Source organism: Methylotenera versatilis 301 (genome assembly GCF_000093025.1).
GTDB lineage: Bacteria > Pseudomonadota > Gammaproteobacteria > Burkholderiales > Methylophilaceae > Methylotenera > Methylotenera versatilis.
This window is the reverse complement of the sequence record NC_014207.1, coordinates 1202765-1227506: the sequence shown is the minus strand read 5'-3', so window position 1 is coordinate 1227506 and position 24742 is coordinate 1202765. Positions and strand designations below refer to the sequence as shown.

Here is a 24742-nt window from a genome sequence, read left to right as displayed (position 1 = left end):
CAATGAAACACGGCGCTATGAAACTACATTTAACCACAGCTGAAAATAACAATTTGATTACTGGCTATAGCCAAAGCTATATTGAAGTAAACAAGCAACGGCATGCTAGAAATTTAATCGTCATGCCGCAACAGCTTATTCTTGATTGGGACGTAAAAAACTTTACTGAATTAACAGAGCAACATTTATCAAAAATAGCTGAATTTAATTCGGAAGTTGTTTTGTTAGGCGTAGGAGAAAAACATCAGTTTCTACATCCTAAAATCTATCAATCTCTTGCTGTTAAAGGCATTCCAGTGGAATGTATGACGACAGGGGCGGCTTGCAGAACATATAACATATTGATGAGTGAAGGCCGAAATGTATTGGCGGCGTTGATTCTATAGAACCTGACTTTAAAACTCTACCTGACGGGACTCAACGTAATTTGCAAACCTTTGTCCGTGATTTGCATATCTTTTGGACTGTATTGCGTTGAACCAACGATTAAATCTTCGGGTTTGACTGTATACAAGGGCAATCCGTTTAACATTTCGCCGCCCAGTTTTTGCGCGATTAAATTAAAAAACTCACCATATTTGCTGCCCAAGCCATCTAAATTAAGACTCTCCACTTTCGGGTCATCTAATACAATTGAGCTTGTCGCTGCATCAAAGCGTAGTTTGCCAGAAATATCCATTTTTCCGGCTAGCACTTTATTACTTAAAATACTCGTCAAACTAGTATCTAAGCTAGTCAACATGCGCCCGGTTTTGCTGTCAAACTTCACAGTGGAATTACTTAAGTTAACATCAAAAATCTTTAGCAGCGAGATTGGAATTGATAAGCGTTCATTGAGCTTTTTCTGTAACTGCGCTTCTGATATATTAACCGTGCGGTCGCCCATCATGGCACAACCACTCAGAAATACCGTAACTAAGTATGTAACCAACAACAAGAGCGGCTTGAATTTCACTACTTACCTTTGGAATTGATTAATCTTGATTGAAGAACGCAGACTAAAGATTTTTTGTTGACAAGAGTAATGTTGCGTTCGTACCACCAAAACCAAAGCTATTAGATAATGCGGTTTCAATTTTGACGTTATCAATACGATTGCGCACAATATTCAAGCCTTCAGCACCTGGGTCTAAATTATCGATATTTGCAGAGGCGGCAATAAAATTATTTTCCATCATCAGCAAAGTATAAATTGCTTCATTCACACCAGCTGCACCAAGCGCATGACCAGACAGTGATTTGGTTGAAGCAATCGCAACTGGATTATTCGCGCCAAATACCTCGCGAATAGCCTCAAGTTCTTTAGTGTCTCCAACAGGAGTACTTGTACCATGCGTATTGATGTAATCCACTTTAGCAATCGCTTTGCCGTCATGGCCTTGCAACGCTAATTGCATACAACGTACTGCACCTTCGCCACTTGGCGCTACCATATCATAACCATCTGAAGTTGCACCATAGCCAATCACCTCTGCATAGATTTTTGCACCGCGTGCTTTAGCGTGTTCATACTCTTCTAGCACGACAATACCGCCACCCCCAGAAATGACGAAACCATCACGATCAGCATCATAGGTACGAGAAGCTTTATCTGGCGTTTCGTTATATTTACTACTTAATGCGCCCATGCCATCGAACATAAACGATAAGGTCCAATGCTCTTCTTCAGCACCACCTGCAAAAATAATATCTTGCTTACCTAGTTGAATCTGCTCAACACCCGCGCCTATACAATGTGCACTGGTTGAACAAGCCGAGCTAATACCATAGTTAATGCCTTTGATTTTTGCACCAGTAGCTAAACAAGCAGACACGCCACTTGCCATAGCCTTAGTGACCATGTACGGGCCTACGCGACGCACGCCTTTTTCACGCAAGGTATCAATACCTTGCATAATGCTTTCATGAGAAGCTCCGCCAGTGCCTACAATCAAACCAGTCCGAACATTTGAAATATACTCTTCTGCTAACTGTGCATCAGCAATCGCCTCCTGCATAGCAAGCCAAGCATAGGCATGACCTTTAGCCATAAAGCGCATCAGTTTGCGGTCAATCAACTCTTCAACATTAAGATTCTTGATTGAACCAGCCACGTGTGAGCGCAAGCCCATTTCAGCATATTCAGGCTGATAAGTAATACCTGATTTGCCAGACTTCAAACTCTCCAGCACCTCAGTTTTGTTATTACCCAGACTGGATACAATCCCCATTCCAGTAATCACTACACGACGCATTTCGTGCTCCCTCAAATTATTTTTTTATTGTATTAAGATAATGCTTAAAAATTGTCTGTTCGCGTGAATAAACCTACACGCAAATCATTAGCCGCATATATTTCACGACCATCTAAACTCATAGTGGCATCTGCTACGCCCATCACTAATTTACGCATAATCACGCGTTTTAAATCAATAGTATAGGTCGCCATTTTAGCCGTTGGCAACACTTGCCCAGTAAATTTAACTTCACCTGCACCAAGCGCACGACCACGACCAGGACCGCCTGCCCAACCTAAATAAAATCCAACTAGTTGCCACATGGCATCTAAGCCTAAGCAGCCCGGCATTACAGGGTCGCCAGTGAAATGGCATTGAAAGAACCATAGATCCGGGTTGATATCTAACTCAGCAATAATTTGGCCATTACCATATTTACCACCATCTTCAGTAATAGAAACAATACGATCAAACATTAACATTGGTGGCAATGGTAATTGTGCATTACCCTCACCAAACATTTCACCCCTGCCACACTTAAGTAACTCTTCTTTTGTAAAGCTGCTTTGTTTTTGCATGTTTTTTTATTCTAAAAATAATTATCTAAGCCGCTATTTTCGCCGTAAATCCAATTTAACGAAAGCCTTATTCACGCTTTATCAGCATTTTTTGTCACATGTCAAATTATAACATCAACAAAATATGGTGATTATCTACTGCCATCACAACCAAATATTGGTTATATGCAGCCAAAACAAATTCGCAATAAATTGTAACTTATTGAATAAATGACAGTTTATTTTAGGTATGTGTATTGCTTAAGTATCTTGTAGCGAAGATCTCCAAATTATCGCCACTCAACCCGCAACATACTTAACTGTGTTGCGGGATTTTTTATGGTGTTGAATTACTTTTTGGTTAACAAATTTAGCGATGCCATTTATATGGACAAATTCAGCCAAAGCTTAGTCAGTCGCTTCCATGATTATTGCCTTAATTCAATAAATTGTACTTAGGTGTATACAGATCTGTTTACACCTTTAAATAAAACAATTACACTAGCTACATTCTGTTACAAATTCTAACAAATCAATTACTACTAATCACTTACTTAGGGCACATTAAATGAGCGATATACAACTAGCCGATTGGCGCAATCACGCACTAACCTTAGAGTCTGAAGTCAACAAAGTGATTGTGGGTCAGCACATTCCCGTTCGTTTGATTACTACTTCAATTTTTGCACGTGGACATGTGTTGCTTGAAGGTGACGTAGGCGTTGGTAAAACCACGCTGCTCCGTGCGTTCACACGTGGTATCGGTGGCGGCTATCAACGTATCGAAGGTACGATTGACTTGATGCCTAACGATTTGGTCTATCACACCTACCTTGGTGAAGATGGTAAGCCTCATGTAAGCCCTGGTCCTATTTTGATGTCTGGTGAGAATTTATCAGTATTCTTCTTTAACGAGATTAACCGTGCTCGCCCTCAAGTACACTCTTTATTACTACGCGTAATGGCAGAACGCACATTGACTGCGTTTAACAAAGAACATCATTTCCCGCACATGTTGGTATTTGCTGACCGCAACCAAGTTGAAAAAGAAGAGACTTTCGATATTCCATCAGCTGCGCGTGACCGTTTTATGATGGAAATTCCAATCGTTGTGCCAAATGACGACAGCATTATGGAGTCTCTAGTATTCGATACACGTTTCCATGATGCCGATGCACTAGTTTCAAACGTACCTGAAAACATCTTGCAATTTGACCAGCTAAATAAGTTTGCCAGCATTTTACAAAATAGTATTTCTGCAAGCCCTACTCTGCGCAGCTACGTGCTTAACTTGTGGCGCGCGACTAAAACACCAACAGATTTTGGCGTAAAAGTATCTGGTGTAGACATGAACCGTTTGGTGTTATCTGGCGCGAGCCCACGCGGCATGGCGATGGTATTGCGTGCAGCCCGTGTAAATGCTTGGTTGAATGAACGTACCGCTGTATTACCAGAGGATATTCATGATGTGTTTCACGCGACTGTTGCGCATCGTTTGGTGTTCAGCCCAGTATATGAAATGCGCCGTACAGAGATTGCCCGCGATATGTTGAGCGGTATCATTCACGCGATTGCTGCGCCTTAACTTAAATTTAAGAATAATAACTAGCTGATGTTAGCAACAACTCAAAGCTTTTATAGGTTAGATTTAAGTCCGACATGTCAGCTTAAATCTCAACTTACGGCTAATTAAGTAGGTGTAATTCAAATGTCACAAGTACATATAAAAGAATTCAGCTACCACATCGCATGGCGTTCTCACTCGCGCAGACCTGGTAGACACAAAAGCAACCAGCGCGGTATGGGCATGGAGTTTCGTGGGCATACCACGCTACTTGCGTACCCTGATCCGCGCCGCATAGACATACGCCAGACAATCCGCGACCCGCTAGAGCAGGTGCATGTACGTATTTTTAACCAAAAAAGTGTCACCCCGGTATTTGTGCTGTGTGATATGTCAGGCTCTATGCAGTACGCCAGCACTAAGCAAGATGGCAGTAGCCAGAAAAAAATTGAAATTGCAGCAGACATTGCACAATCCGTTGCGCAGTCTGCCACGCGTAATCGCGATTTAGTCGGCTTTATCGGTTTTGACGATGTAGTACGTGAGGATTGGTTGTGTACGCTCTCTGCCAGACCACATACCACTGTTGAAATGGCTGAGAACTTAAGAAGTTACGAAGCTGAGGAAGTTGGCAGTCGAGGTATAACAGAAATTGTCAGATTACTACCACGTGAACGCTCGCTGATTTTTATGGTGTCAGATTTTCACATGCCGATTGCTGATTTAGAAGAGTCATTGGTGCTCATGCAACGTCACCATATTGTGCCTATTGTATTGTGGGATTCATCTGAATATAGCGATTTGCCAGAGTTTGGTATCACTAATGTCACAGACCCTGAAACAGGCGTCAAACGCACACTGTTCTTACGCAAGTCCTATCGTGATCGCATTCTAAAAAGCTTTACAGATAGAAAAACAGCCATTGAGAACTTGTTTTTACGTTACGACATGCAGCCATTTTTTGTAGAAAACAGCTTCGATGCTGATCAATTGTCCGAATACTTCCACCAATATGTGGCAGCTTAATTTATGAGTACATTTATGCGAACAAGTATACAAACAAAAATTTTATTAGCGACTAGCGTTCTTATATCGCTCATCGGTCAGCCCGCTTTAGCTGATGTTGTGCTGCCAGATATTAATGCCAAATATGTCACGATTAAAGAAGACAATCCTACGCGAGATGCAGGTTATGTTGTCGGCGATATATTGGAAAGAACCATCACGCTCACAGTTAAAAAACCCTATGAACTGGTGAAAGAATCTATCCCTATTGTTGGCTATGAACATCGCTGGAAAGGTCAGATTTCAGGTATTGAGCTTTCTAAAGTCAGTTCAGAAGAGTTTAAACACAGCGATAGCGTAACCCACGTCATACATCTAACTTACCAAGTATTTACCACTGGTAAGTTAGCGAAACCAGCCGCACTAAGAGCTGAGATTCTTAAAATGAGGAACACCGAGAAAAAAGAAATACTCCAATACCGTGTCCCCTCTTTTAATTTCCGCGTTTCACCACTTTCTGTGTTTGGCTCTGTGAAACTAAAAGAAGAGCTGAGCCCATTTACCCCACCCTTCCTTATCGATTCAAGTAAGCAAAAACTCACGCTAAAAGTGCTTGTTGGTTTACTAGGCTTATCATTGCTGGGGCTACTTTACATATTAGGCATGCATGCTTGGTTACCTAGAATGGGCGCACCTTTTGCAAAAGCTTATCGTGATATTCGTAAGATGCCTGAAACTGCCGCAGGCTTGCAACAAGCTGCAGCGCGTATTCATGAATCGCTCAATAAAACAGCTGGTACCAGCTTATTTGGTAATAACATCGATAGCTTTATTCAAGACAAACCAGCTTTTTCACCAGTGAAACAAGATATTGAAAAGTTTTTTGCTTTGTCGCGGAAAGTGTTTTTTGAACCAGAATCTGCACAAAACTTGAATGAGCACTCAAAAGCTTGGTTAATGAAATTTTGCCGTCACCTGCGTGATTGTGAACGTGGCCTGAGACCAGAAGCGAGCGCATGATGGGATTTATGCATCCTTTAGTGTTATGGCTGCTGCCGCTTGCACTGCTGCCAATTTTACTAGAACGTTCAAATAGCCGCACCTACTCATGGGTAGATATGCTGCCAAGTGATCCACTTTCGAATTTAATTGGTTTACTACTTAAAATCCTAGCAACCTTCAGTTTAATTAGCATCATTATTGGCTTGGCTGGCCCACATAGCCTAGAGCAAAAAGTTGAGCGTATCGGCATAGGCGCGCAAATTGGCATGGTGATTGATAGAAGCGCGAGTATGGATGATCCGTTTTCTGGCGGTACGGCTGAAGGCCGCGTCGGTGAGACTAAATCTGTAGCTGCTGCCAGACTGATGACTGAGTTTGTAAACTCACGTCAAAATGACATGATAGGTGTGATTACTTTCAGTAACTCTGCAATGTATGTGTTGCCACTCACTGAAAGTCGCGAAGCTATTCAGGCCGCCATCAAAGCCACGGCTGGCAACTCGCTGTTCCAAACAAATATTGGTGGTGGACTAACTAGCGCTGTAAGTTTATTTGAAAATGTACCAGATTCAGGCTCACGCGCCATCATTCTGCTCTCTGATGGCGGTGGTCGACTGGGCGGCGATGTGCAACAAAAACTACGCGAATGGCTACAACGATACAACATTACACTTTATTGGATTGTCTTAAGGCAACCTGGAGGCATCAGTATATTTAACGAATACAAAGAAATTGACGGGGAACCCCTACCCCAAGAGGTCGAGTTATATCAATACTTTAAAACACTACGCAGCCCATTTAGTGCTTATGAAGCTGAAGACCCTAAATCACTCGCTAATGCGATAGCTGATATTAATGAAAAAGAAAGAAAACCAATTAAGTATATGGAAAAAATTCCTGGTCACGATTTTACACAACTCTGCTACATCATTGCGGCACTGATGATTGCCTTGTTGCTTGGCGTTAAATACCTAGAGTTTAGAACATGGAAAGTAAATATATGAGCCTTAGCTTAAAATCAATCACGGTCAAACAACTGACAATTACGCTCGTTCTAATTGCCATAGCTTCAGCAGCGGGCATTGCCACGGAGCTTAATCGCATACGTCAGATTAATGCTTTTAATAATGCAGTAAGCACTGGTAAAAACCCACAGACTGACAGACTCAGCTATGAAGCTAAATTTGCAACAGCTTATTGGCTTGCAAATAATGATCGTCATAAGGAAGCTACGCTACTATTTTCTCAGCTCACAGAAAAAGGTACGCCTAGCCAACGTGCTGCGGTACATCACAACATTGGCAATATGTTTTTCTTAAAGAGCTTGCAAGTCAGCGGAGGTAATGACCCTAAAGTACGAGATGAGGTTGAATACCTATTAACGCAAGCTCATAGCTCATACAAGCAAGCACTCAAACTAGACAATAGCAACTGGGGTACACGTCGCAATTTAGACCGTGTCATTACATTGCTTCCTGAAAACCCTACACCAGGTGTTGGTGAGTCAGACTCTCCTGGCCTGATTATGGGCAATATTCCTGTAGGTCTTCCATAGAGGTATATTGTATGAAAACGCTCATCGCTTATTTTAAAACGCATCGCGACTCTGCACTTCTTAGTGGTGCCATGCTGATGCTGGTATTGGCAATGTTTCACATTACCGTGCCAGTTAAACATAATATTTACACCTACTTATTAGTTGCTGATATTACACAAAGCATGAATACCATCGACACGACTATAGATGGCAAACCTGCCTCACGTATGGCACACACACAAAAAATGTTGCATGAGGTTGTTTCTTCGCTGCCATGCGGTACAAAAGTGAGTGTTGGCTTGTTTGCTGGTGTGAGCGTTGCTGCGCTATACAACCCAATTGAGGTATGTGAAAACTTTGCAGCAATTCAAGATACCATTGACCATCTTGATTGGAGAACCGCTTGGTCAGGCAACAGCCGCATTCGTGAAAGCTTGTTCAGTATCACCAGAGCCATTCGTAGCTTTCCTGAAACAGCCCAAGTCGTATTTTTTACTGATGGCGAAGAAGCTCCTAAATTGCATGCCTTCAACACTAAGGATCTTACTAACTTTCAAGGTGCTGACGGCTGGTTGTTAGTTGGTGTTGGCTCTGAAAAAGGCGCATCAATTCCTAAACTCAGTGAAAAAAATCAATTGATTGGTTATTGGTCAAATGAAAGCTTTGCCCTGCAACCTGGTATTGCGCAAATTTCTGAATCTAACCTTGGCGTCAGAGATGACAATGTGGCAGGTGGCGAACAAGACCGCTTTGTTTCAAAACTTAACTCAGAGTATATGAAAAGTATCGCCAAAGAAGTCGGTTCAACTTATGTGGATGGTGACAATGTACACACCATATTAGATGCCATGAAAAATCAAAAACCCGCTCGGCGCGATGTTGCCCCATTCGATTTAAGCTGGGTAATGGCTTCTTTAGCTGGCTTATTACTATTAGCCGCCTACTTTAGCAAACATCCAATCAAGCAAATTGGCGAAGTGCTTAGGCTTTATAGAAAAAACGCAATTAGAAGACAACACACTAAAAATGAACTAGCGATCGCGCACGACAACCATATCAATTAGTTAAGATAAAATTCTGTTAATCAGTTGAGTTAGTATGGTGATTGACAGAATTTTTATGCCACAGCAAATACACTCTTAGCTGACGAAATGATTCAGCATCGATGTTATCTTGCAACAGTAAAATGTAGCGATTTTGCCAAAATTTAAACCATCTAAAGTCTTCTGGAACGATATGTAAGACAGTTAAGTAAGCACTGACAAAGCTATCAGGCATGATATGCACCACAAAATTCTCGTCATTCTTTTGTGTTAAATGACAATCTCCCACCATGTTTATTCTTAATAGCTTCCAAGACCTCGGCAGGCATAACAGCCCATCAAGCATGACAAAATAACTTGTCAACACCAGTATTAGCAACAGTAAGGTAACGCTTAAACTAAACGGAACTGGCGTCAATAAAAGCATAAAACTAAAAAATAGCCCTGCTATTATTAGTAATGCTGTTAACTTACTCGAGGGCTTGAATATAAGGGTGATAGGCTTCAAGATATAATATACTTAGTTCAATTTACAAAATTCATTAAATAAAAGAGTACCACATGGCAAACAATGACTGGCAAGAATATCAATTCATTCAAGGCGCAGTGTTTAATAACGAAACAATTACTTCATTCGGTAATATAGAAAACGAGCTGGAATGCACGCGGAGTCAAAATGTTATTTGTGATTTATCACATTTAGGCTTGTTAGAAATCAGTGGCGATGATGCAGTGACATTCTTGCAAGGTCAAGTCACTAATGACGTAAGGTTACTCGGTGACAACCATGCCCATTACACAGGCTATTGCAGCCCTAAAGGGCGTTTACTCGCGCTATTTTTTGCTTTCTCGCACAATCAAAAGTTGCATTTAGAGTTGAATCAGAAATTGCTTGAGCCCATCGCCAAGCGCCTAAAAATGTACGTCATGCGCTCAAAAGTGACTATCAATGATGTATCAGACAGTACCGTAAGATTCGGCTTGAGTGGCAATAACATCGCCGAATTACTTGCCCCGTTCTTTGCCACTGTTCCCAAGCTTCCCTATGAAAGTACTAGCACAGAAAATGGCACCATCATTTGTATGCCTAATGCAGGTATGCCGCGCTACCAAATTGTCGGTAATACCGAACAAGCAAAAGCTATATGGCAAGCATTAAAGAAGGACTGCAAACCAGTTGGCAAAGCTTGCTGGGAGTGGCTAGAAATTCAAACTGGCATTCCAGATGTTTACCTAAGCACCCAAGAAGAGTTCGTTCCGCAGATGCTGAATCTAGATGCGCTAAACGCCATTAACTACAAAAAAGGCTGTTACACAGGGCAAGAAATTGTAGCGCGTACCCATTATTTAGGTAAAGTAAAACGCCGCACTCAGTTAGCTCATGTTTCAAGTGACAGTTGCCCAACCATAGGTGATGATGTTGTGGATGCTAATCAACAAGCGATTGGTAAAATTGTGCGCTGCGCGCCAGCAACGGATGCAGGATTTGTTATTTTGGTCGAGTGTAGGTTAGAGAGTTTAGCACTTGCTGATATTTACTGGAACAACATTGCTTTGAGCATCAAGCAACTACCCTACTCATTAGAGTCTAGTGATTAGAGAGTTCGATTGGCTCATTTAGATACTGTCAGCAAAAGAAACCGAAAAGTAATACAGAATGATGAGAAAAGTAAGTTTTTGACTCTTATGCATCACGTCACTACACTTACAGAATAACGGTTATTGTAATGCTTTAGCACTGGTGGTGCGTTGCATTACGGTATCTTTGCTATCTGCTTGACTTGAGCTTGGCGTTTGACCTGAAACTTGAGTAGAGCTGGATGGTTGAGTAGGCGGTTGAACTGATTGAGTATGAGCTGAATTATCTAGCACTTGATAAAAAACCTCATCTTGCTTGATCATCCCTAATTCGCTTCTAGCGCGTTCTTCAATGGCTGCACGACCACTTTTTAAATCCCGCACTTCAGCATCTAATGTTTCATTACGTGCTTTTAAAGCGCTATTTTTTTCTTGCTGCGTAGCAAGCTGACGACTTAAATCCCATACCCGTAACCAACTCCCTTTACCTAGCCACAGCGGGTACTGCAGCAAGGCAATGAGGATTACGAATATGAGCGTTAAGGCTTTCACTTATTACTTTAAGATTAAAGTTGCATTCAAGCTGAGATTACTTGAATAATTGGTAAAAAGCACCAATGCCTGCATAGCTAGATGCGTCGCCCAACTCTTCTTCAATGCGCAACAATTGATTGTATTTAGCAATACGCTCAGAACGGCACAATGAACCTGTTTTAATTTGCAGTGCGTTAGTTGCCACTGAAATATCAGCAATTGTAGTGTCTTCTGTTTCACCTGAACGATGTGACACAACTGCTGTATAGCCAGCACGTTTTGCCATTTCGATGGTTTGGAAAGTCTCAGTCAAAGTACCGATTTGGTTTACTTTAATCAACACTGAGTTAGCAACGCCACGCTGTATGCCTTCGCGCAAGATTTTAGTATTAGTCACAAACAAATCGTCACCCACAAGTTGCGTAGTTTTACCTAAACGGTCGGTTAATATTTTCCAACCATCCCAGTCAAACTCACCCATACCATCTTCAATACTGATGATTGGGTATTTATCAACCCAAGTCGCTAAGTAATCAGTAAATTGTGCTGAAGTTAGAGATAAACCTTCTGACTCTAAATGATATTTACCATCTTTATAAAACTCAGTACTTGCGCAATCCAAGCCTAAATAGACATCTTTTCCTGGCTCGTAACCTGCAACTGAAATCGCTTCTAAAATCAATTGGATAGCAGCTTCGTTAGACGGTAGATTTGGTGCAAAACCGCCTTCATCGCCCACCGTTGTTGCTAAACCTTTTTTATGTAGCGTTTTCTTCAGTTGATGGAATACTTCTGCACCGCAACGCATCGCTTCACGGAATGAAGGCAAGCCAGCTGGAATAATCATAAACTCTTGCATGTCCACACTGTTATCAGCATGCGCACCACCGTTGATGATGTTCATCATTGGTGTAGGCAATTGCATCGCGCCAGAACCGCCTAAGTAGCGATACAAAGGTAAACCGCTTTCTTCAGCCGCAGCTCTCGCACAAGCCATGGAAACTGCGAGAATAGAGTTAGCGCCCAAACGGTCTTTGTTTTCAGTGCCATCAAGCTCAATCAGAGTTTTATCGATAAAGCTTTGTTCTTCAGCATCCAAACCAATAATAGCTTCTGTAATTTCGGTATTGACGTTCTCAACTGCTTGTAAAACGCCTTTACCTAAATAGCGGCTTTTGTCACCATCACGCAACTCCATCGCTTCTTTAGCGCCTGTAGAAGCGCCAGATGGCACTGCAGCACGGCCAATGACGCCGCTTTCTAACAATACATCACACTCTACAGTTGGGTTACCACGAGAATCTAAAATTTCGCGGGCGATAATATCTACAATTGCGCTCATGACTACTCCTAAATATACAAATTAGTTTTTAACTTAGTGATTCTAAATAGAGAATCTGTAATGATTTATATGTGTTACTTACTGTGTTATTTACTTATAAAATCTTATTTAACACCTTTGTGAGCTAATGCTGCATTCACATAAGCGGTAAATAGCGGATGGCCCGAACGTGGATTAGAAGTAAACTCTGGGTGAAATTGTACCGCCACAAACCACGGGTGCGTAGCTTTTGGTAGCTCTATCATTTCGCACAGTTCTTCAGTCGGTGTTCTGGCAGAAATCACCAAACCAGCTGCTTTTAATTGCTCTACGTAATTATTATTCACTTCATAACGATGGCGATGGCGCTCATTCACTTGCGCACCATAAATGCCTGCAGCCATGGTATTTGGTACGATTGGGCAAGCCTGTGCGCCTAAACGCATAGTACCGCCAAGGTCAGAATTTTCATCGCGCTTTTCAATTTTGCCGCTGGCATCTTTCCACTCGTCAATCAAGCCAATCAGCTTGTGCGGCGCTTCCGCATTAAATTCAGTGCTATTCGCACCTTTTAAACCAGCCACGTTACGGGCAAATTCAATGACAGCTAATTGCATACCTAAACAAATGCCAAGGTATGGCAGTTTATTTTCACGTGCATATTGAATTGCAGCGATTTTACCTTCTGTACCGCGTACACCAAAACCACCTGGAATCAAAACTGCATCCATCGTTTTTAATATATCTGTGCCCGACTTCTCAATCTCTTCACTATCGATATAGTTAATTTTGACTTTAGATTCCGTATGAATGCCCGCATGAATCAAGGCTTCTGTAAGCGATTTATAGCTCTCAGTTAAATCGACATATTTACCCACAAAGGCAATATTGACCGTATTTTTTGGATTTTCTATGCGTGTAACAATATTTTTCCACACAGTCAAATCAGCTGCTTTAGCCAAAATATTGAGCTTGTGGCAAACAATCTCATCCATCATTTGCTCGTGTAGCAATCCTGGTATTTTATAGATTGAATCACTATCAATCGCGCTAATCACTGCCTCATAAGCGACATTGGTAAATAAAGCAATTTTGCGCTTTTCATCTTCCGGAATTTCGCGTTCAGCGCGGCATAACAAAATATCAGGCTGTATACCGATTTGACGTAATTCTTTTACTGAGTGTTGTGTAGGCTTGGTTTTAAGCTCACCTGCGGTTGGAATCCACGGCAATAAAGTCAAATGCACATAACAGGCATTATTACGACCTTCTTCAAAACCCATTTGACGAATGGCTTCTAGGAATGGTAGTGATTCAATATCGCCCACCGTGCCGCCTACTTCAATAATCGCTACATCAGCGCCTTCTGCGCCACGTTTGATGTGGTTTTTGATCTCATCAGTGATGTGTGGAATCACCTGTACGGTTTTTCCGAGGTATTCGCCCCTACGTTCTTTTTTGATGACAGTTTCGTAGATTTGGCCTGTGGTAAAACTGTTACGTTTTGCCATGCGCTGTGAAATAAAACGCTCGTAATGGCCTAAGTCCAGATCAGTTTCAGCGCCATCGTCAGTGACGAACACTTCGCCGTGTTGAAATGGCGACATCGTACCAGGGTCAACGTTAATATAGGGATCAAGTTTGAGCATGGTCACTTTAATGCCACGCGATTCAAGGATAGCGCCTAGGCTAGCGGCAGCGATGCCTTTACCAAGAGAAGAAACTACACCGCCGGTTACGAATACATATTTGGTCATGGAAAGGCACTTATTATTTGTTTCAGACGGGATAAGATTTTACCGCAAAACAGATGCCTCACAAAACGTTATCAAAAATAAAAATGCATTAATTTACTTGTAATTCTTCATAATTTATTTTTTAGCTACCTTCTCTCAGCACGAGCTCCATTGGAAGCCTCAGACCAAGCACCATAAGTCTTGAACTTTTCAAGTACATCCATCATTTCTTGCTGACTTAAAATGTACGGCTCACCGACTTGCAAGGCGAGTAAATATTGCTCGCATAAAGTTTCTACTTCTTGAGTAATGTCGAGCGCCTTTTCTAAAGTTTCGCCTACAGCAATCATGCCATGATTTGCTAACAAACAAGCTTTGCGGTCCTTTAGTGCCTCTATGGCATTATCTGAAAGCTGCTGACTGCCGAACAAAGCATAAGGCGCACAACGTATACTATCGCCGCCAGCAAGCGCAATCATGTAGTGAAATGGCGGCATATCTTTGCGAAAGGTGCTGAATGTACTGGCATAGATACTGTGAGTATGAATCACCGCATTCACCTGGGATTTTTGCTGCAATATATCTCTATGGAATCGCCACTCGCTTGATGGGGGATGAACGCCAGTCGCATTACCTGAGAAATCCATCCAGACCATGTCAGAAGATGCCATTTTATCGACCGCCAATCCTGAAGGCGTGATTAAAAAACCTGCTTGCCCCTCGGCGCTATCTGCACGTACACTGACATTGCCAGCAGTTCCGCGGTTCAAGCCCAAACTTACCAGCTGTTGGCTGATGTGTAATAGCTGTTCTCGTTTGTTTTGCATATTTTATTTACTTTAGAATATCTCTTAGCTGATTTGGCGAAAACACACCGTGCTCGGTAATAATGCCAGTCACCAAGCGCGCAGGCGTAACATCAAATGCAGGATTAGCCACTTTAGTGTTTGCTGGTAAAATATTCACCTCTGTCACTTCGCCAGAGGCTAGCATACCCGTCACCCAAGCCACTTCACGACCATCGCGCTCTTCTATTTCTATCTCTTGCACGCCATTTAGCATAGTCCAGTCAATCGTTGGCGATGGTACCGCGGCATAGAATGGCACGTGATTATCAAACGCCGCAAGCGCCTTTAAATAAGTACCTATCTTATTGCATACGTCACCCGTACTTGTCACACGATCAGCACCGACGATGACCATATCAACTTGACCGTGCTGCATTAAATGACCGCCTGCATTATCACTAATCACCGTGTGTGGCACGCCATGTTGCGCCAACTCCCAAGCCGTTAAGCTTGCGCCTTGGTTGCGTGGGCGTGTTTCATCCACCCACACATGCACATCAACTCCCGCATCGTAAGCTGCATAAATAGGCGCAAGTGCCGTGCCGAAATCTACAGTGGCTAGCCAACCAGCGTTACAGTGCGTGAGAATATTTAATTGACGATTATGCTGTTTATTTAAGTCTTGACTATGCAGCCTCTGAATTAAATTCAAGCCGTGCTGACCTATAGCCTGATTGAGCAAAACGTCTTCATCACAAATCTTCGCAGCTTCCTCCCAAGCGGCTTCCAAACGGAGCTCTACAGGAGTTGGCAATAGTAGTTGCTTCATACGCTCAACTGCCCAGCGCAAATTCACTGCTGTCGGCCGGCTTTGTGTTAGTTGCTTGGCGGAAAGCTGCAAATGTTCTTCACTACAATTATCCTGCATCGCTAACGCCATACCATAAGCGGCAGCCGCACCGATTAACGGCGCACCACGAACCTGCATCGTTTTAATCGCAACAATCATTTGCGACATGTTAATAATTTCAACAATCTTAAACGCATGAGGTAATTTTGTTTGGTCAATAATTGATACAGATCGACTACCAGCTGCCATACCATCATTAGGCCAAATTGTGCGAAATTTTTGATTATTTATTATCATAAATTATGAATTCAAAAGTTGACTTTTAAAAAGTTCCCTGAAAGAAAAAATACTCTCCACATTATCTGTGGATAACTTTGTGAATAACTGTGACTTGAAAATGTAACATACCAATTTATAAGGCTTTTTTCAAATCGCTTAAATTTTAACCTATTACTAAACCCATATAAATCAAACACTTAAATTAATCACATTGTTTTATAAGGGTTTTTACGAATACTTAAAGTAGCACTTGAGGTGGTGTGCATAAGTCAGCTAATTTTGGCAAAACTTTTAGGGCGTTGGCGCTAGTTATATCAAGCACTTGAGCCACATTTACCTGCCTTAAATCAGCTAAAACCTGTGCGATTTTACTGAGTTCTAGCGGGGTATTTCTCCCCTCTGTGCCTATCCATGCAGGAGGGATATCTGGAGAGTCCGTTTCTAAAACGATAGACTCTAATGGCAACTTGCTCGCAAGCGCTCGAATCTTTAAAGCGCGGCTATAAGTCATCGCGCCACCAAAACCCAATTTAAAACCAAGTGCTATCAACTGTTCTGCTTGTTGAAAGCTACCATTAAACGCGTGTGCAATACCACCGTTGAGCTGGTATCGGCGTAAGTACTTTAAAATATCGTCAATTGCATTTCTAACATGCAAAATCACAGGTAGATTGTGCTGCTTAGCAATTTTAAGTTGTTCGGTAAAAAAGTGAATTTGCTTTTCGATGTGATCTGGGTTGTTTTTATAGTTAGTCACAAAGTAATCAAGACCAATTTCCCCTATCGCTACTGGGTTATTTTCTACGATGTAAGTTTTCAGCGTTTCAAGGTCATCTAAAGTCGCATCATCCACATACATAGGATGAATACCAAGCGCATAGACGCAATGTTTGTGTTGTTGACATATCTGAATGACAGTATCAAAATTATTACGCGCCACAGCGGGGATAACAATGTTTGAAACGCCCTGTTGCAAAGCCAACAAGGCAATATCGTTTCGGTCAGCATTAAATTCGGCTGCATCAAGATGACAGTGAGTATCTATAAGCATGCTGATTGAAATAATTCGTTAAAGTTTGCTCTTGACTGGTTTTGCACGTACACGAATATCTTGCCCGATCTGGCGCACATCAAAAATCTGTAAGTCAGTCGCCTGCTGCATTTCAATTAACTCTGAAATTGCAAACATACCCTTGGCATCAGCACCCATCAGTTTAGGTGCATAGTAAAAAATGAACTCATCTACCAAACCAGCTTGCAGAAACGCACCATTCAAGCCCTGCCCCGCTTCTAGCAATACCTCATTGACGTCACGTGAAGCTAGATTTTTAAGCAAAGCGTGTAAATTTACTCGGCCACTTTCATCAGGTAAATGTAATAATTGCGCGCCAGTTGCAGTTAAAGCAGATGCCTTATGATGTGCATCTTGCGCATAAGCAACCAACACTGGGCTAAGTGAAAGCAACTCAGGATTAAGCATTTTACAATCTGTAGGCGTTTGCAGGTTGCTATCCACAATGACTCGTAACGGCTGTCGACCTGTATTTTCCAAGCGCACATTCATGCTTGGGTTGTCTGTAAGCACCGTACCAATACCAGTCACGATTGCACATGACTGCGCGCGCCAATGCTGCACATCCAGCCTTGCTGGCTCGCCAGTAATCCACAGGCTTTTACCATTATTAAGCGCCGTACGACCGTCCAAACTCGCTGCGACTTTACAACGTACATATGGTAAGGCTGAGGTCATGCGCGAAATAAAACCAAGGTTTAAAGACTTGGATTCAGCCTCCATCAAACCTACTTCAACCTCTATGCCATGCGCTTGAAGACGTTTTATACCATTACCGGCCACTAGGGGGTTCGGGTCTTGCATGGCAACGACCACGCGCTTCACGCGAGCGTTAATCAAGGCATCGACACAAGGCGGTGTACGGCCATGGTGATTACATGGCTCTAAAGTGACATATGCATCAGCACCTTCAGCATTCGCGCCAGCTTCACGCAAAGCAAATACTTCTGCATGTGGCTCACCAGCTTTCAGGTGTGCACCTTGGCCAACTATTTGATTATTTTTAACGATGACACAGCCAACGCGTGGGTTGGGCTGAGTGGTATACAAGCCACGCTCTGCTAGGCGCAGTGCGAGGGTCATGTAAGTGTGATCTGCTATTGAGAACAAGATATTTTGATTAACCAAATAGCGATGTAGTTAATTTAGTGCGATGAAATACGGCTATTAATTAAACGATTATTTTCATCAAAGAAAAGCAGTAAGCCATGATAAACGTGCATGCACTTGCCTAGATCATACTCTACTGCATTGCCGTCTTCGTAGCTTGGGCGACCAAGCAACACGCCCACGGCGTCTTTGCTTGTACCTTTCGATAACACATGTTGCTGCAAGTCATAAGCCATATCACCGCGCTTACAATCTTTTTCTATCGAAGCTGCGCTTTGCATCCATTTTACTTGGTCGAATTTTTCATCGCCAAAAACGATGCTATCTTTCATCATCCACCAACCGAAAAATACAATCGTCAGTATCACAGTAAATGCGGTAAAAAGAATAGTAGCCCAGTTAATAAATTTCATGTTTTACATCCTAATCATTAGCATTATGCAAATCAAATGGCTTACAAATCGCGAATCGCATCGTTAAAATCATCTACATCTGAAAAGCTGCGATACACCGATGCAAAGCGAATATAGGCGACTTTATCCATCAACTTAAGCTCATGCATCACGCTTTCACCTAAGTCTCTGGCTGGAATTTCACGCTCACCTAAACTTAGTAATTTTTGTGAGATTCTATCTAATGCGCGGTCTACGTATTCCGTCGGCACAGGGCGCTTATGCAATGCGCGTGTGAAGGATAAGCGCAATTTTTCGCGATTAAATTCCTCACGCGTACCATTGGTTTTCACCACTTGCGGCATGTGCAACTCAGCTGTTTCGTAAGTAGTAAAACGCTTATCGCAAGCACCACATTTGCGGCGACGGCGTATGGAATCGCCTTCGTCATTGACGCGCGAATCGATTACCTGTGTATCTGCATCACCGCAAAAAGGACATTTCATTGATTAACTATTACCTAGTTTTGATAAACAGGGAAACGAGCAGTTAAAGCATGTACTTTAGCTTTAGTCGCCGCAATCACTGCTTCATCAGTTGGGTTATCCAACACGTCAGCAATCAAGTTCGCCACTTGACGCGCTTCATCTTCTTTAAAGCCGCGTGTTGTAATCGCTGGTGCACCGATACGAATACCAGAAGTCACAAATGGGCTTTCTGGGTCGTTAGGAATTGCATTTTTATTCACAGTAATATGCGCTAAACCTAGTGCAGCATCTGCAGCTTTACCTGTTAAACCTTTTGTGCGCAAATCTACCAAGAACATATGTGATTCTGTGCGACCTGAAATAATGCGTAAACCACGTGCAGCTAAGGCCTCAGCCATCGCTTGGGCATTTTTAATCACTTGCGCTTGGTAGATTTTGAATTCCGGTTGCGATGCTTCTAAGAATGCTGTCGCTTTAGCTGCAATCACGTGCATTAGTGGACCACCTTGTAAAGCTGGGAACACGCTTGAATTCAATGATTTTTCAAACTCAGCTTTAGCTAAAATAATACCGCCACGTGGGCCACGTAAAGTTTTGTGTGTTGTTGAAGTCACAAAATCTGCATGCGGCACTGGGTTTGGATATACGCCAGCTGCAATCAAACCTGAATAATGCGCCATATCTACCATAAAATAAGCGCCAACTTTTTTAGCAATTTCTGCCATACGTGCCCAGTCAAAACGCAACGCGTAAGCAGATGCGCCACCGATTAACAATTTTGGTTTGCATTCAATTGCAATGCGCTCCATTTCGTCGTAATCAATTTCCTCTTTATCATTTAAGCCGTAAGGCACGATGTTAAATAGTTTGCCTGATAAGTTAGCGGGTGAACCATGCGTTAAATGACCGCCATGACCAAGATTCATACCCATCACGGTATCACCCGGTTTTAAGATAGAGAAATACACCGCTTGGTTAGCTTGTGAACCTGAATGTGGTTGCACGTTGGCATATTCTGCACCGTACAAAGCTTTCAAGCGGTCAATTGCTAATTGTTCAACTTGGTCTACATATTCACAACCACCATAAAAACGTTTGCCTGGATAACCTTCCGCATACTTGTTAGTTAACTGTGAACCTTGCGCCTGCATCACAGCTGGGCTGGTGTAGTTTTCAGAAGCAATCAACTCGATATGCTCATGTTGGCGAACAACTTCGCTATTAATCATGGCATCTAAGGCTGGGTCAGCTTTGTTTAGGGTATTTGTATAGTTAAATGGTGCTTGCGACATGGTTTTAGTTTTCCAAATGCTAGATTATTTTAATGAAAAAAATGTTTGCGCATTTTAACACGCTCAAGCAATAAGATTAAAGGCAAAAGATTTAGTTGCTCTTGTAGCAAGCTATAATACAAATTAATTTAATCATCTATTGGAATAACACATGAAATGGACAGACAGCTTAAGAATTGCCGAGTCGCTTTACGATACACATCCAGATATTGATCCGAAAACAGTACGTTTTACCGATTTAATGGAATGGGTAATGGCGCTTGATGGTTTTAATGATTTACCAGAACATTGCGGTGAAAAGATATTAGAAGCTATACAACTGGCTTGGATTGATGAAGCTGAATAATTGTCAGCTTAATTCATATGCTCGAGGCCTTAATATTCTTGTTTGTAAAACACTTTATCTGCGACTTTCCATTGCAAGCCAACCCATGGATGTATCGCAATAAAGGTACCTACGGCCATGCAAGTGGCTTAACACATGCAGCATTGCATGGTGTTGGTACATTCATCATCTTTGCTTTTTGGTTAGGCGCAGGCGCTTGGGTATACGCACTAGCCGATGCTTTAATTCACTACCATATTGATTGGGCAAAAATGAATGCGGGTAAACGCTACGACCTTAAGCCTGATAATAGCGAGTGGTTTTGGATTTTATTGGGGTTCGATCAACTTCTGCACCATCTTACTTACTTTGCATTAGTCGCGATTGCATTTAAGCCTATTGCAACGGCTTAATTAGCCCCAATAAAAATAGTATGTCTAAAAATACTATTCTTATAGCCACCATTTGGATAGCGCTAGCAAGCACTATCTATTACTTGTCGGATAACATTCAAAATCCTAATAAAATTAACCGTTTAGGTGAAAATAGCACTGTCGTATTAAAGCGTGGTTTAGATGGTCATTATCGGGCGGAGGCGCTTATCAACGGTGAAAAAGTCAATGTGTTGGTAGATACTGGCGCAACTGGTGTTGCAATTTCACAGAATATTGCAGATAAACTTAAACTGAGCAGCATAGACGCAATCCGCACCAATACTGCTAATGGCGACAGCGTTGGCTATATGGTGCGTTTGCATTCCGTCAAACTAGGCGGCGTGGATGCCCAGGATGTATCAGCAATGATTGCACCTGGGCTTGATGGCGACGTGCTACTCGGCATGTCTTTTCTAAACCGCATGGATGTTAGACTTTATAAAGGCGAAATGACAATTAAGCAGGTAGATTGATTTTTTTAGGGCGACGAATCGCCGCCCTAAAAACACCCCTGGAGCAATAAAATCAAGTAATCACCGTAGGCGTATCGCGGCCAGTTCGTTCCTTCAATTCAGAAATCTTCAAAGCGATTTGTATCATCTCTGCCAATGCGACTTGTGCATCTAAATGATGATTTTTTACCTCTGGGTCAAAAGCTTCTAAATAAATGCGAATCGTTGCGCCTTCCGTACCGGTGCCAGAAAGCCTGAATACGATGCGTGAGCCGTCTTCAAATAATATACGAATACCTTGATTGTGACTGATAGAGCCATCGATTGAATCGTGGTAGCTAAAATCATCGCAGGTTTTCACTTTGTATCCGCCAAATGACTGGCCAGGCAAGCTAGGAAATTGCGATTTAATATGTGCAATTACAGTATTGGCAGCATCCGTTGGGATGGCCTCGTAGTCATGACGTGAATACACATTGCGGCCAAATTCTGCCCAATGCGACATCAGAATTTGCTCAACTGACATGCCTTTTTTCGCCAATACATTCAGCCAAAACAATACTGCCCATAAACCATCTTTTTCGCGTACATGACTAGAGCTGGTGCCAAAGCTTTCTTCACCACATAAAGTGACTTTGCCTGCATCCATTAAATTGCCAAAAAACTTCCATCCTGTTGGCGTTTCATAGCATGGGATGTTTAACTTAGCCGCAACTCGGTCAACTGCGCCACTTGTAGGCATTGAGCGTGCCACGCCAGCAATGCCATTAGCATAAGCTGGCACTAGGGTTGCATTCGCGGCGAGAACCGCGAGACTATCAGAAGGTGTAACAAAAAAGTTTTTACCTAGAATCATATTACGGTCGCCATCACCGTCTGAGGCCGCTCCAAAGTCTGGTGAGCTTTCACCTGCGAACATGATTTTCACTAAATCTTCAGCATAGGTTAGATTGGGGTCTGGGTGACCGCCTCCAAAATCTTCTGAAGGAATGCAATTCATTAAACTAGACTCTGAAGCACCTAATCGATTAACAAAAATCTCTTGCGCATAAGGACCAGTCACAGCGTGCATGGCGTCAAACTGCATTTTAAAGCCACTTGAAAGTAACTTTTTGATAGCTGAAAAATCAAATAGCTCTTGCATCAGATCTGCGTAGTCTTGAACCGCATCAATGACTTCTACCGTAAATTTTCCATCGTTGAATATCGATTGACCTAATGTATCGACGTCAACTTCAGGCAAATCGGCGATTTTATATTCTGTGATTTTTTTACTTAAATCAAAAATTGAGTCAGTGATTTTTTCAGGTGCAGGGCCGCCATTGCTGATGTTATATTTAATGCCAAAGTCACCATTGATACCACCTTGGTTATGACTGGCTGACAAGACGATGCCACCAAATGTTTTGTATTTACGAATAATGTGTGAGCAAGCTGGCGTAGATAAAATACCCGCTTGACCAACAAGCACTCGAGCAAAGCCATTAGCTGCTGCCATTCGAACAATAATCTGAATCGCTTGGCGATTAAAATATCGGCCGTCCCCACCAAGCGCCAATGTGGCGTTATCTGGCACATCAAGCGTATCAAAAATACTCTGTACAAAATTCTCTAAATAGCCAGTTTGCTGAAATACTTTTACTTTCTTGCGTAAGCCTGAAGTACCAGGTTTTTGATCGTTAAAAGCAGTGGTTTTAATGGTTTGGATTTGCATGTGAGAAACCTAGAATACTTTAGTAAAAGTTAATACAATAAAATTAACTCAGTAAAAATTGATGCTGATGTGAACTCTATTATAGCGAGTACGTTGCTTCTTTGGAGTAGCGTACTCACTAATTCATAAAATTAGCATGGTGAAATTAAGCTTTAGCCAATGCTCTATCAATAATATCAAGCGCCTCATCAAATATTTCGTCTTGAATTGTCAATGGATACAGAAAGCGAATCGCATTACCATAAACGCCGCAAGTCAGTAATATCAAGCCTTCAGCTAATGCGGCTTGCTGTACGCGTTTGACTGCATCCATAGAGGGTTCATTGGTAGCGGGATCAAAAAACTCAGCAGCAATCATAGAGCCCAAGCCACGCACATCTTTAATTGCAGGCACTTTAGCTTGCGCCGCTTTAAGGCGTGCTGTGAGTTTTGCACCCAACACATTTGCCCGCTCAACTAACTTTTCTTCTTCAATAATATCCAGCACGGCATGTGAAGCAGCAATAGCTAATGGATTACCTGCGTAAGTTCCGCCTAAGCCACCCGGTGCGGGGCCATCCATCACTTCAGCTTTGCCGCAAACCGCTGATAACGTAGTGCCGCCCGCTAAGCTTTTTGCCATCGTGATGATATCTGGTATCACGTCATAATGCTCTGCCGCAAATAATTTACCAGTACGGCCAAAACCCGTCTGTACTTCATCATAAATCAGCAGAATGCCATGCTCATCGCATTCTTTGCGAAGCGCTTGCATTAAAGCTGGTGGCGCTGCATAAAAACCGCCCTCACCTTGCACGGGCTCAATCACAATTGCGGCAACGCGTTTAGGATCAATATCTGCCTTGAACAACAAGTGCAACGCATTGATAGAGTCTTCAACACTGACGCCATGCAAATCAATTGGAAATGGTATGTGATATATCTCAGCAGGGAATGGTCCAAAACCGATTTTATAAGGTGAAACCTTGCCTGTCATCGCGCTAGTCATAATCGTACGGCCATGAAACGCACCAGCAAAGGCAACAACACCTGGGCGGCCAGTACTTGCACGTGCGATTTTAATAGCATTTTCTAGGGCTTCTGCTCCGCTTGAGAAAAAACAGGTTTTCTTAGCGTGTTTACCTGGCGTTAAGGCGTTAATACGCTCAGCCAAGGTAACATAACTTTCATAAGGCAGCACTTGGTAGCATGTGTGCGTAAACTGTTGCAATTGCGCTTCAATAGCAGCCACTATCTTTGGGTGTCTGTGCCCGGTATTTAATACGGCAATACCACCTGCAAAGTCGATATAACGCTTACCTTCAACATCCCATACTTCAGAGTTCAGTGCACGTTCAATAAAGAAGTTAGCCATCACGCCAATGCCACGAGGCGTGGCAGCCAAACGTCTGTTGTGTAAATCTTGATTGGTGATTGCTGCGTTGCTCATGTTCTCGTCCTTACATCTAGTTTT

27 protein-coding genes are annotated in these 24742 nt (G+C 42.4%); 11 read left to right on the top strand and 16 right to left on the bottom strand.

Translation table 11 applies throughout. The features are described 5' to 3' along the window. The first annotated feature begins 2 nt into the window (after nt 1–2). Complete coding sequence (locus M301_RS05620; protein WP_013147797.1) at nt 3–386, top strand: Mth938-like domain-containing protein; 384 nt, start codon at nt 3–5, stop codon at nt 384–386. 17 nt (nt 387–403) lie between these two features. Here M301_RS05620 and M301_RS05615 read toward each other — a convergent pair whose 3' ends face one another. The 3 genes from M301_RS05615 to fabA form a co-directional block, all read right to left on the bottom strand. Further along, nucleotides 404–934, bottom strand: a complete 531-nt coding sequence (locus M301_RS05615; protein ID WP_013147796.1) for a YceB family lipoprotein — start codon at nt 932–934, stop codon at nt 404–406. A gap of 64 nt (nt 935–998) precedes the next feature. After that, complete coding sequence (gene fabB / locus M301_RS05610; protein WP_013147795.1) at nt 999–2234, bottom strand: beta-ketoacyl-ACP synthase I; 1236 nt, start codon at nt 2232–2234, stop codon at nt 999–1001. A 44-nt stretch (nt 2235–2278) separates the two neighbouring features. After that, nucleotides 2279–2794: a 3-hydroxyacyl-[acyl-carrier-protein] dehydratase FabA gene (gene fabA / locus M301_RS05605; protein WP_013147794.1), complete on the bottom strand. Its 516-nt coding sequence runs from the start codon at nt 2792–2794 to the stop codon at nt 2279–2281. Nucleotides 2795–3341: 547 nt separating this feature from the next. On the opposite strand from fabA, the gene M301_RS05600 reads away from it, so the two are divergent. From M301_RS05600 to M301_RS05575, 6 genes are all read left to right on the top strand, one after another. After that, the gene (locus M301_RS05600; protein ID WP_013147793.1) at nt 3342–4358 is read left to right on the top strand and encodes an AAA family ATPase; all 1017 of its coding nucleotides are present in this window, start codon (nt 3342–3344) and stop codon (nt 4356–4358) included. A 123-nt stretch (nt 4359–4481) separates the two neighbouring features. Continuing rightward, entirely contained in the window at nt 4482–5363 is an 882-nt protein-coding gene (locus M301_RS05595) for a DUF58 domain-containing protein (RefSeq protein WP_013147792.1), read from the top strand. A 15-nt stretch (nt 5364–5378) separates the two neighbouring features. Then, a complete protein-coding gene (locus M301_RS05590) occupies nt 5379–6362 on the top strand; it encodes a hypothetical protein (RefSeq protein ID WP_013147791.1) in 984 nt (327 codons plus the stop codon). Beyond that, a complete protein-coding gene (locus M301_RS05585; protein WP_013147790.1) occupies nt 6362–7348 on the top strand; it encodes a vWA domain-containing protein in 987 nt (328 codons plus the stop codon). Before M301_RS05590 ends, M301_RS05585 begins: the two co-directional genes overlap by 1 nt. Continuing rightward, complete coding sequence (locus M301_RS05580) at nt 7345–7899, top strand: hypothetical protein (protein ID WP_041359872.1); 555 nt, start codon at nt 7345–7347, stop codon at nt 7897–7899. Before M301_RS05585 ends, M301_RS05580 begins: the two co-directional genes overlap by 4 nt. Nucleotides 7900–7910: 11 nt before the next feature. Then, the gene (locus M301_RS05575; RefSeq protein ID WP_013147788.1) at nt 7911–8945 is read left to right on the top strand and encodes a VWA domain-containing protein; all 1035 of its coding nucleotides are present in this window, start codon (nt 7911–7913) and stop codon (nt 8943–8945) included. A gap of 16 nt (nt 8946–8961) precedes the next feature. Here M301_RS05575 and M301_RS14810 read toward each other — a convergent pair whose 3' ends face one another. Then, nucleotides 8962–9432, bottom strand: coding sequence for a protein YgfX (locus tag M301_RS14810; RefSeq protein ID WP_013147787.1), 471 nt, complete (start codon nt 9430–9432; stop codon nt 8962–8964). A gap of 53 nt (nt 9433–9485) precedes the next feature. On the opposite strand from M301_RS14810, the gene ygfZ reads away from it, so the two are divergent. Beyond that, nucleotides 9486–10523: a CAF17-like 4Fe-4S cluster assembly/insertion protein YgfZ gene (gene ygfZ / locus M301_RS05565; protein WP_013147786.1), complete on the top strand. Its 1038-nt coding sequence runs from the start codon at nt 9486–9488 to the stop codon at nt 10521–10523. A gap of 120 nt (nt 10524–10643) precedes the next feature. Here ygfZ and ftsB read toward each other — a convergent pair whose 3' ends face one another. From ftsB to glyA, 10 genes are all read right to left on the bottom strand, one after another. Continuing rightward, a complete protein-coding gene (ftsB, locus tag M301_RS05560) occupies nt 10644–11054 on the bottom strand; it encodes a cell division protein FtsB (RefSeq protein WP_013147785.1) in 411 nt (136 codons plus the stop codon). A 37-nt stretch (nt 11055–11091) separates the two neighbouring features. Further along, nucleotides 11092–12378, bottom strand: coding sequence for a phosphopyruvate hydratase (gene eno, locus M301_RS05555; protein ID WP_013147784.1), 1287 nt, complete (start codon nt 12376–12378; stop codon nt 11092–11094). Nucleotides 12379–12482: 104 nt separating this feature from the next. After that, the gene (locus tag M301_RS05550; protein ID WP_013147783.1) at nt 12483–14114 is read right to left on the bottom strand and encodes a CTP synthase; all 1632 of its coding nucleotides are present in this window, start codon (nt 14112–14114) and stop codon (nt 12483–12485) included. 125 nt (nt 14115–14239) lie between these two features. Continuing rightward, nucleotides 14240–14920: a class II aldolase/adducin family protein gene (locus M301_RS05545; protein ID WP_013147782.1), complete on the bottom strand. Its 681-nt coding sequence runs from the start codon at nt 14918–14920 to the stop codon at nt 14240–14242. Nucleotides 14921–14927: 7 nt separating this feature from the next. Continuing rightward, nucleotides 14928–16028, bottom strand: coding sequence for an S-methyl-5-thioribose-1-phosphate isomerase (mtnA, locus tag M301_RS05540; RefSeq protein WP_013147781.1), 1101 nt, complete (start codon nt 16026–16028; stop codon nt 14928–14930). A gap of 220 nt (nt 16029–16248) precedes the next feature. Next, entirely contained in the window at nt 16249–17061 is an 813-nt protein-coding gene (locus M301_RS05535) for a TatD family hydrolase (RefSeq protein WP_013147780.1), read from the bottom strand. Between the two features lie 18 nt (nt 17062–17079). Continuing rightward, entirely contained in the window at nt 17080–18165 is a 1086-nt protein-coding gene (ribD, locus tag M301_RS05530) for a bifunctional diaminohydroxyphosphoribosylaminopyrimidine deaminase/5-amino-6-(5-phosphoribosylamino)uracil reductase RibD (protein WP_049769957.1), read from the bottom strand. A 62-nt stretch (nt 18166–18227) separates the two neighbouring features. Continuing rightward, on the bottom strand, nt 18228–18605 hold the full coding sequence (locus M301_RS05525) for a hypothetical protein (RefSeq protein WP_013147778.1): 378 nt from the start codon (nt 18603–18605) through the stop codon (nt 18228–18230). A 41-nt stretch (nt 18606–18646) separates the two neighbouring features. Beyond that, on the bottom strand, nt 18647–19090 hold the full coding sequence (gene nrdR, locus M301_RS05520) for a transcriptional regulator NrdR (RefSeq protein WP_013147777.1): 444 nt from the start codon (nt 19088–19090) through the stop codon (nt 18647–18649). A 14-nt stretch (nt 19091–19104) separates the two neighbouring features. Continuing rightward, nucleotides 19105–20364 carry a serine hydroxymethyltransferase gene (gene glyA, locus M301_RS05515; protein ID WP_013147776.1) on the bottom strand — a complete coding sequence of 420 codons (1260 nt, stop codon included), beginning with the start codon at nt 20362–20364 and terminating at the stop codon, nt 19105–19107. A gap of 151 nt (nt 20365–20515) precedes the next feature. On the opposite strand from glyA, the gene iscX reads away from it, so the two are divergent. The 3 genes from iscX to M301_RS05500 are packed head-to-tail and all read left to right on the top strand — an operon-like array spanning nt 20516 to nt 21596. Then, nucleotides 20516–20710, top strand: a complete 195-nt coding sequence (iscX, locus tag M301_RS05510) for a Fe-S cluster assembly protein IscX (protein WP_013147775.1) — start codon at nt 20516–20518, stop codon at nt 20708–20710. A gap of 17 nt (nt 20711–20727) precedes the next feature. Continuing rightward, complete coding sequence (locus M301_RS05505; protein WP_013147774.1) at nt 20728–21102, top strand: DUF3307 domain-containing protein; 375 nt, start codon at nt 20728–20730, stop codon at nt 21100–21102. 20 nt (nt 21103–21122) lie between these two features. Further along, on the top strand, nt 21123–21596 hold the full coding sequence (locus M301_RS05500; RefSeq protein ID WP_013147773.1) for a retropepsin-like aspartic protease family protein: 474 nt from the start codon (nt 21123–21125) through the stop codon (nt 21594–21596). A 52-nt stretch (nt 21597–21648) separates the two neighbouring features. Here M301_RS05500 and M301_RS05495 read toward each other — a convergent pair whose 3' ends face one another. Continuing rightward, nucleotides 21649–23289: an alpha-D-glucose phosphate-specific phosphoglucomutase gene (locus M301_RS05495; protein WP_013147772.1), complete on the bottom strand. Its 1641-nt coding sequence runs from the start codon at nt 23287–23289 to the stop codon at nt 21649–21651. Nucleotides 23290–23434: 145 nt separating this feature from the next. After that, entirely contained in the window at nt 23435–24718 is a 1284-nt protein-coding gene (gabT, locus tag M301_RS05490) for a 4-aminobutyrate--2-oxoglutarate transaminase (RefSeq protein ID WP_013147771.1), read from the bottom strand. Between the last annotated feature and the right edge of the window lie 24 nt (nt 24719–24742).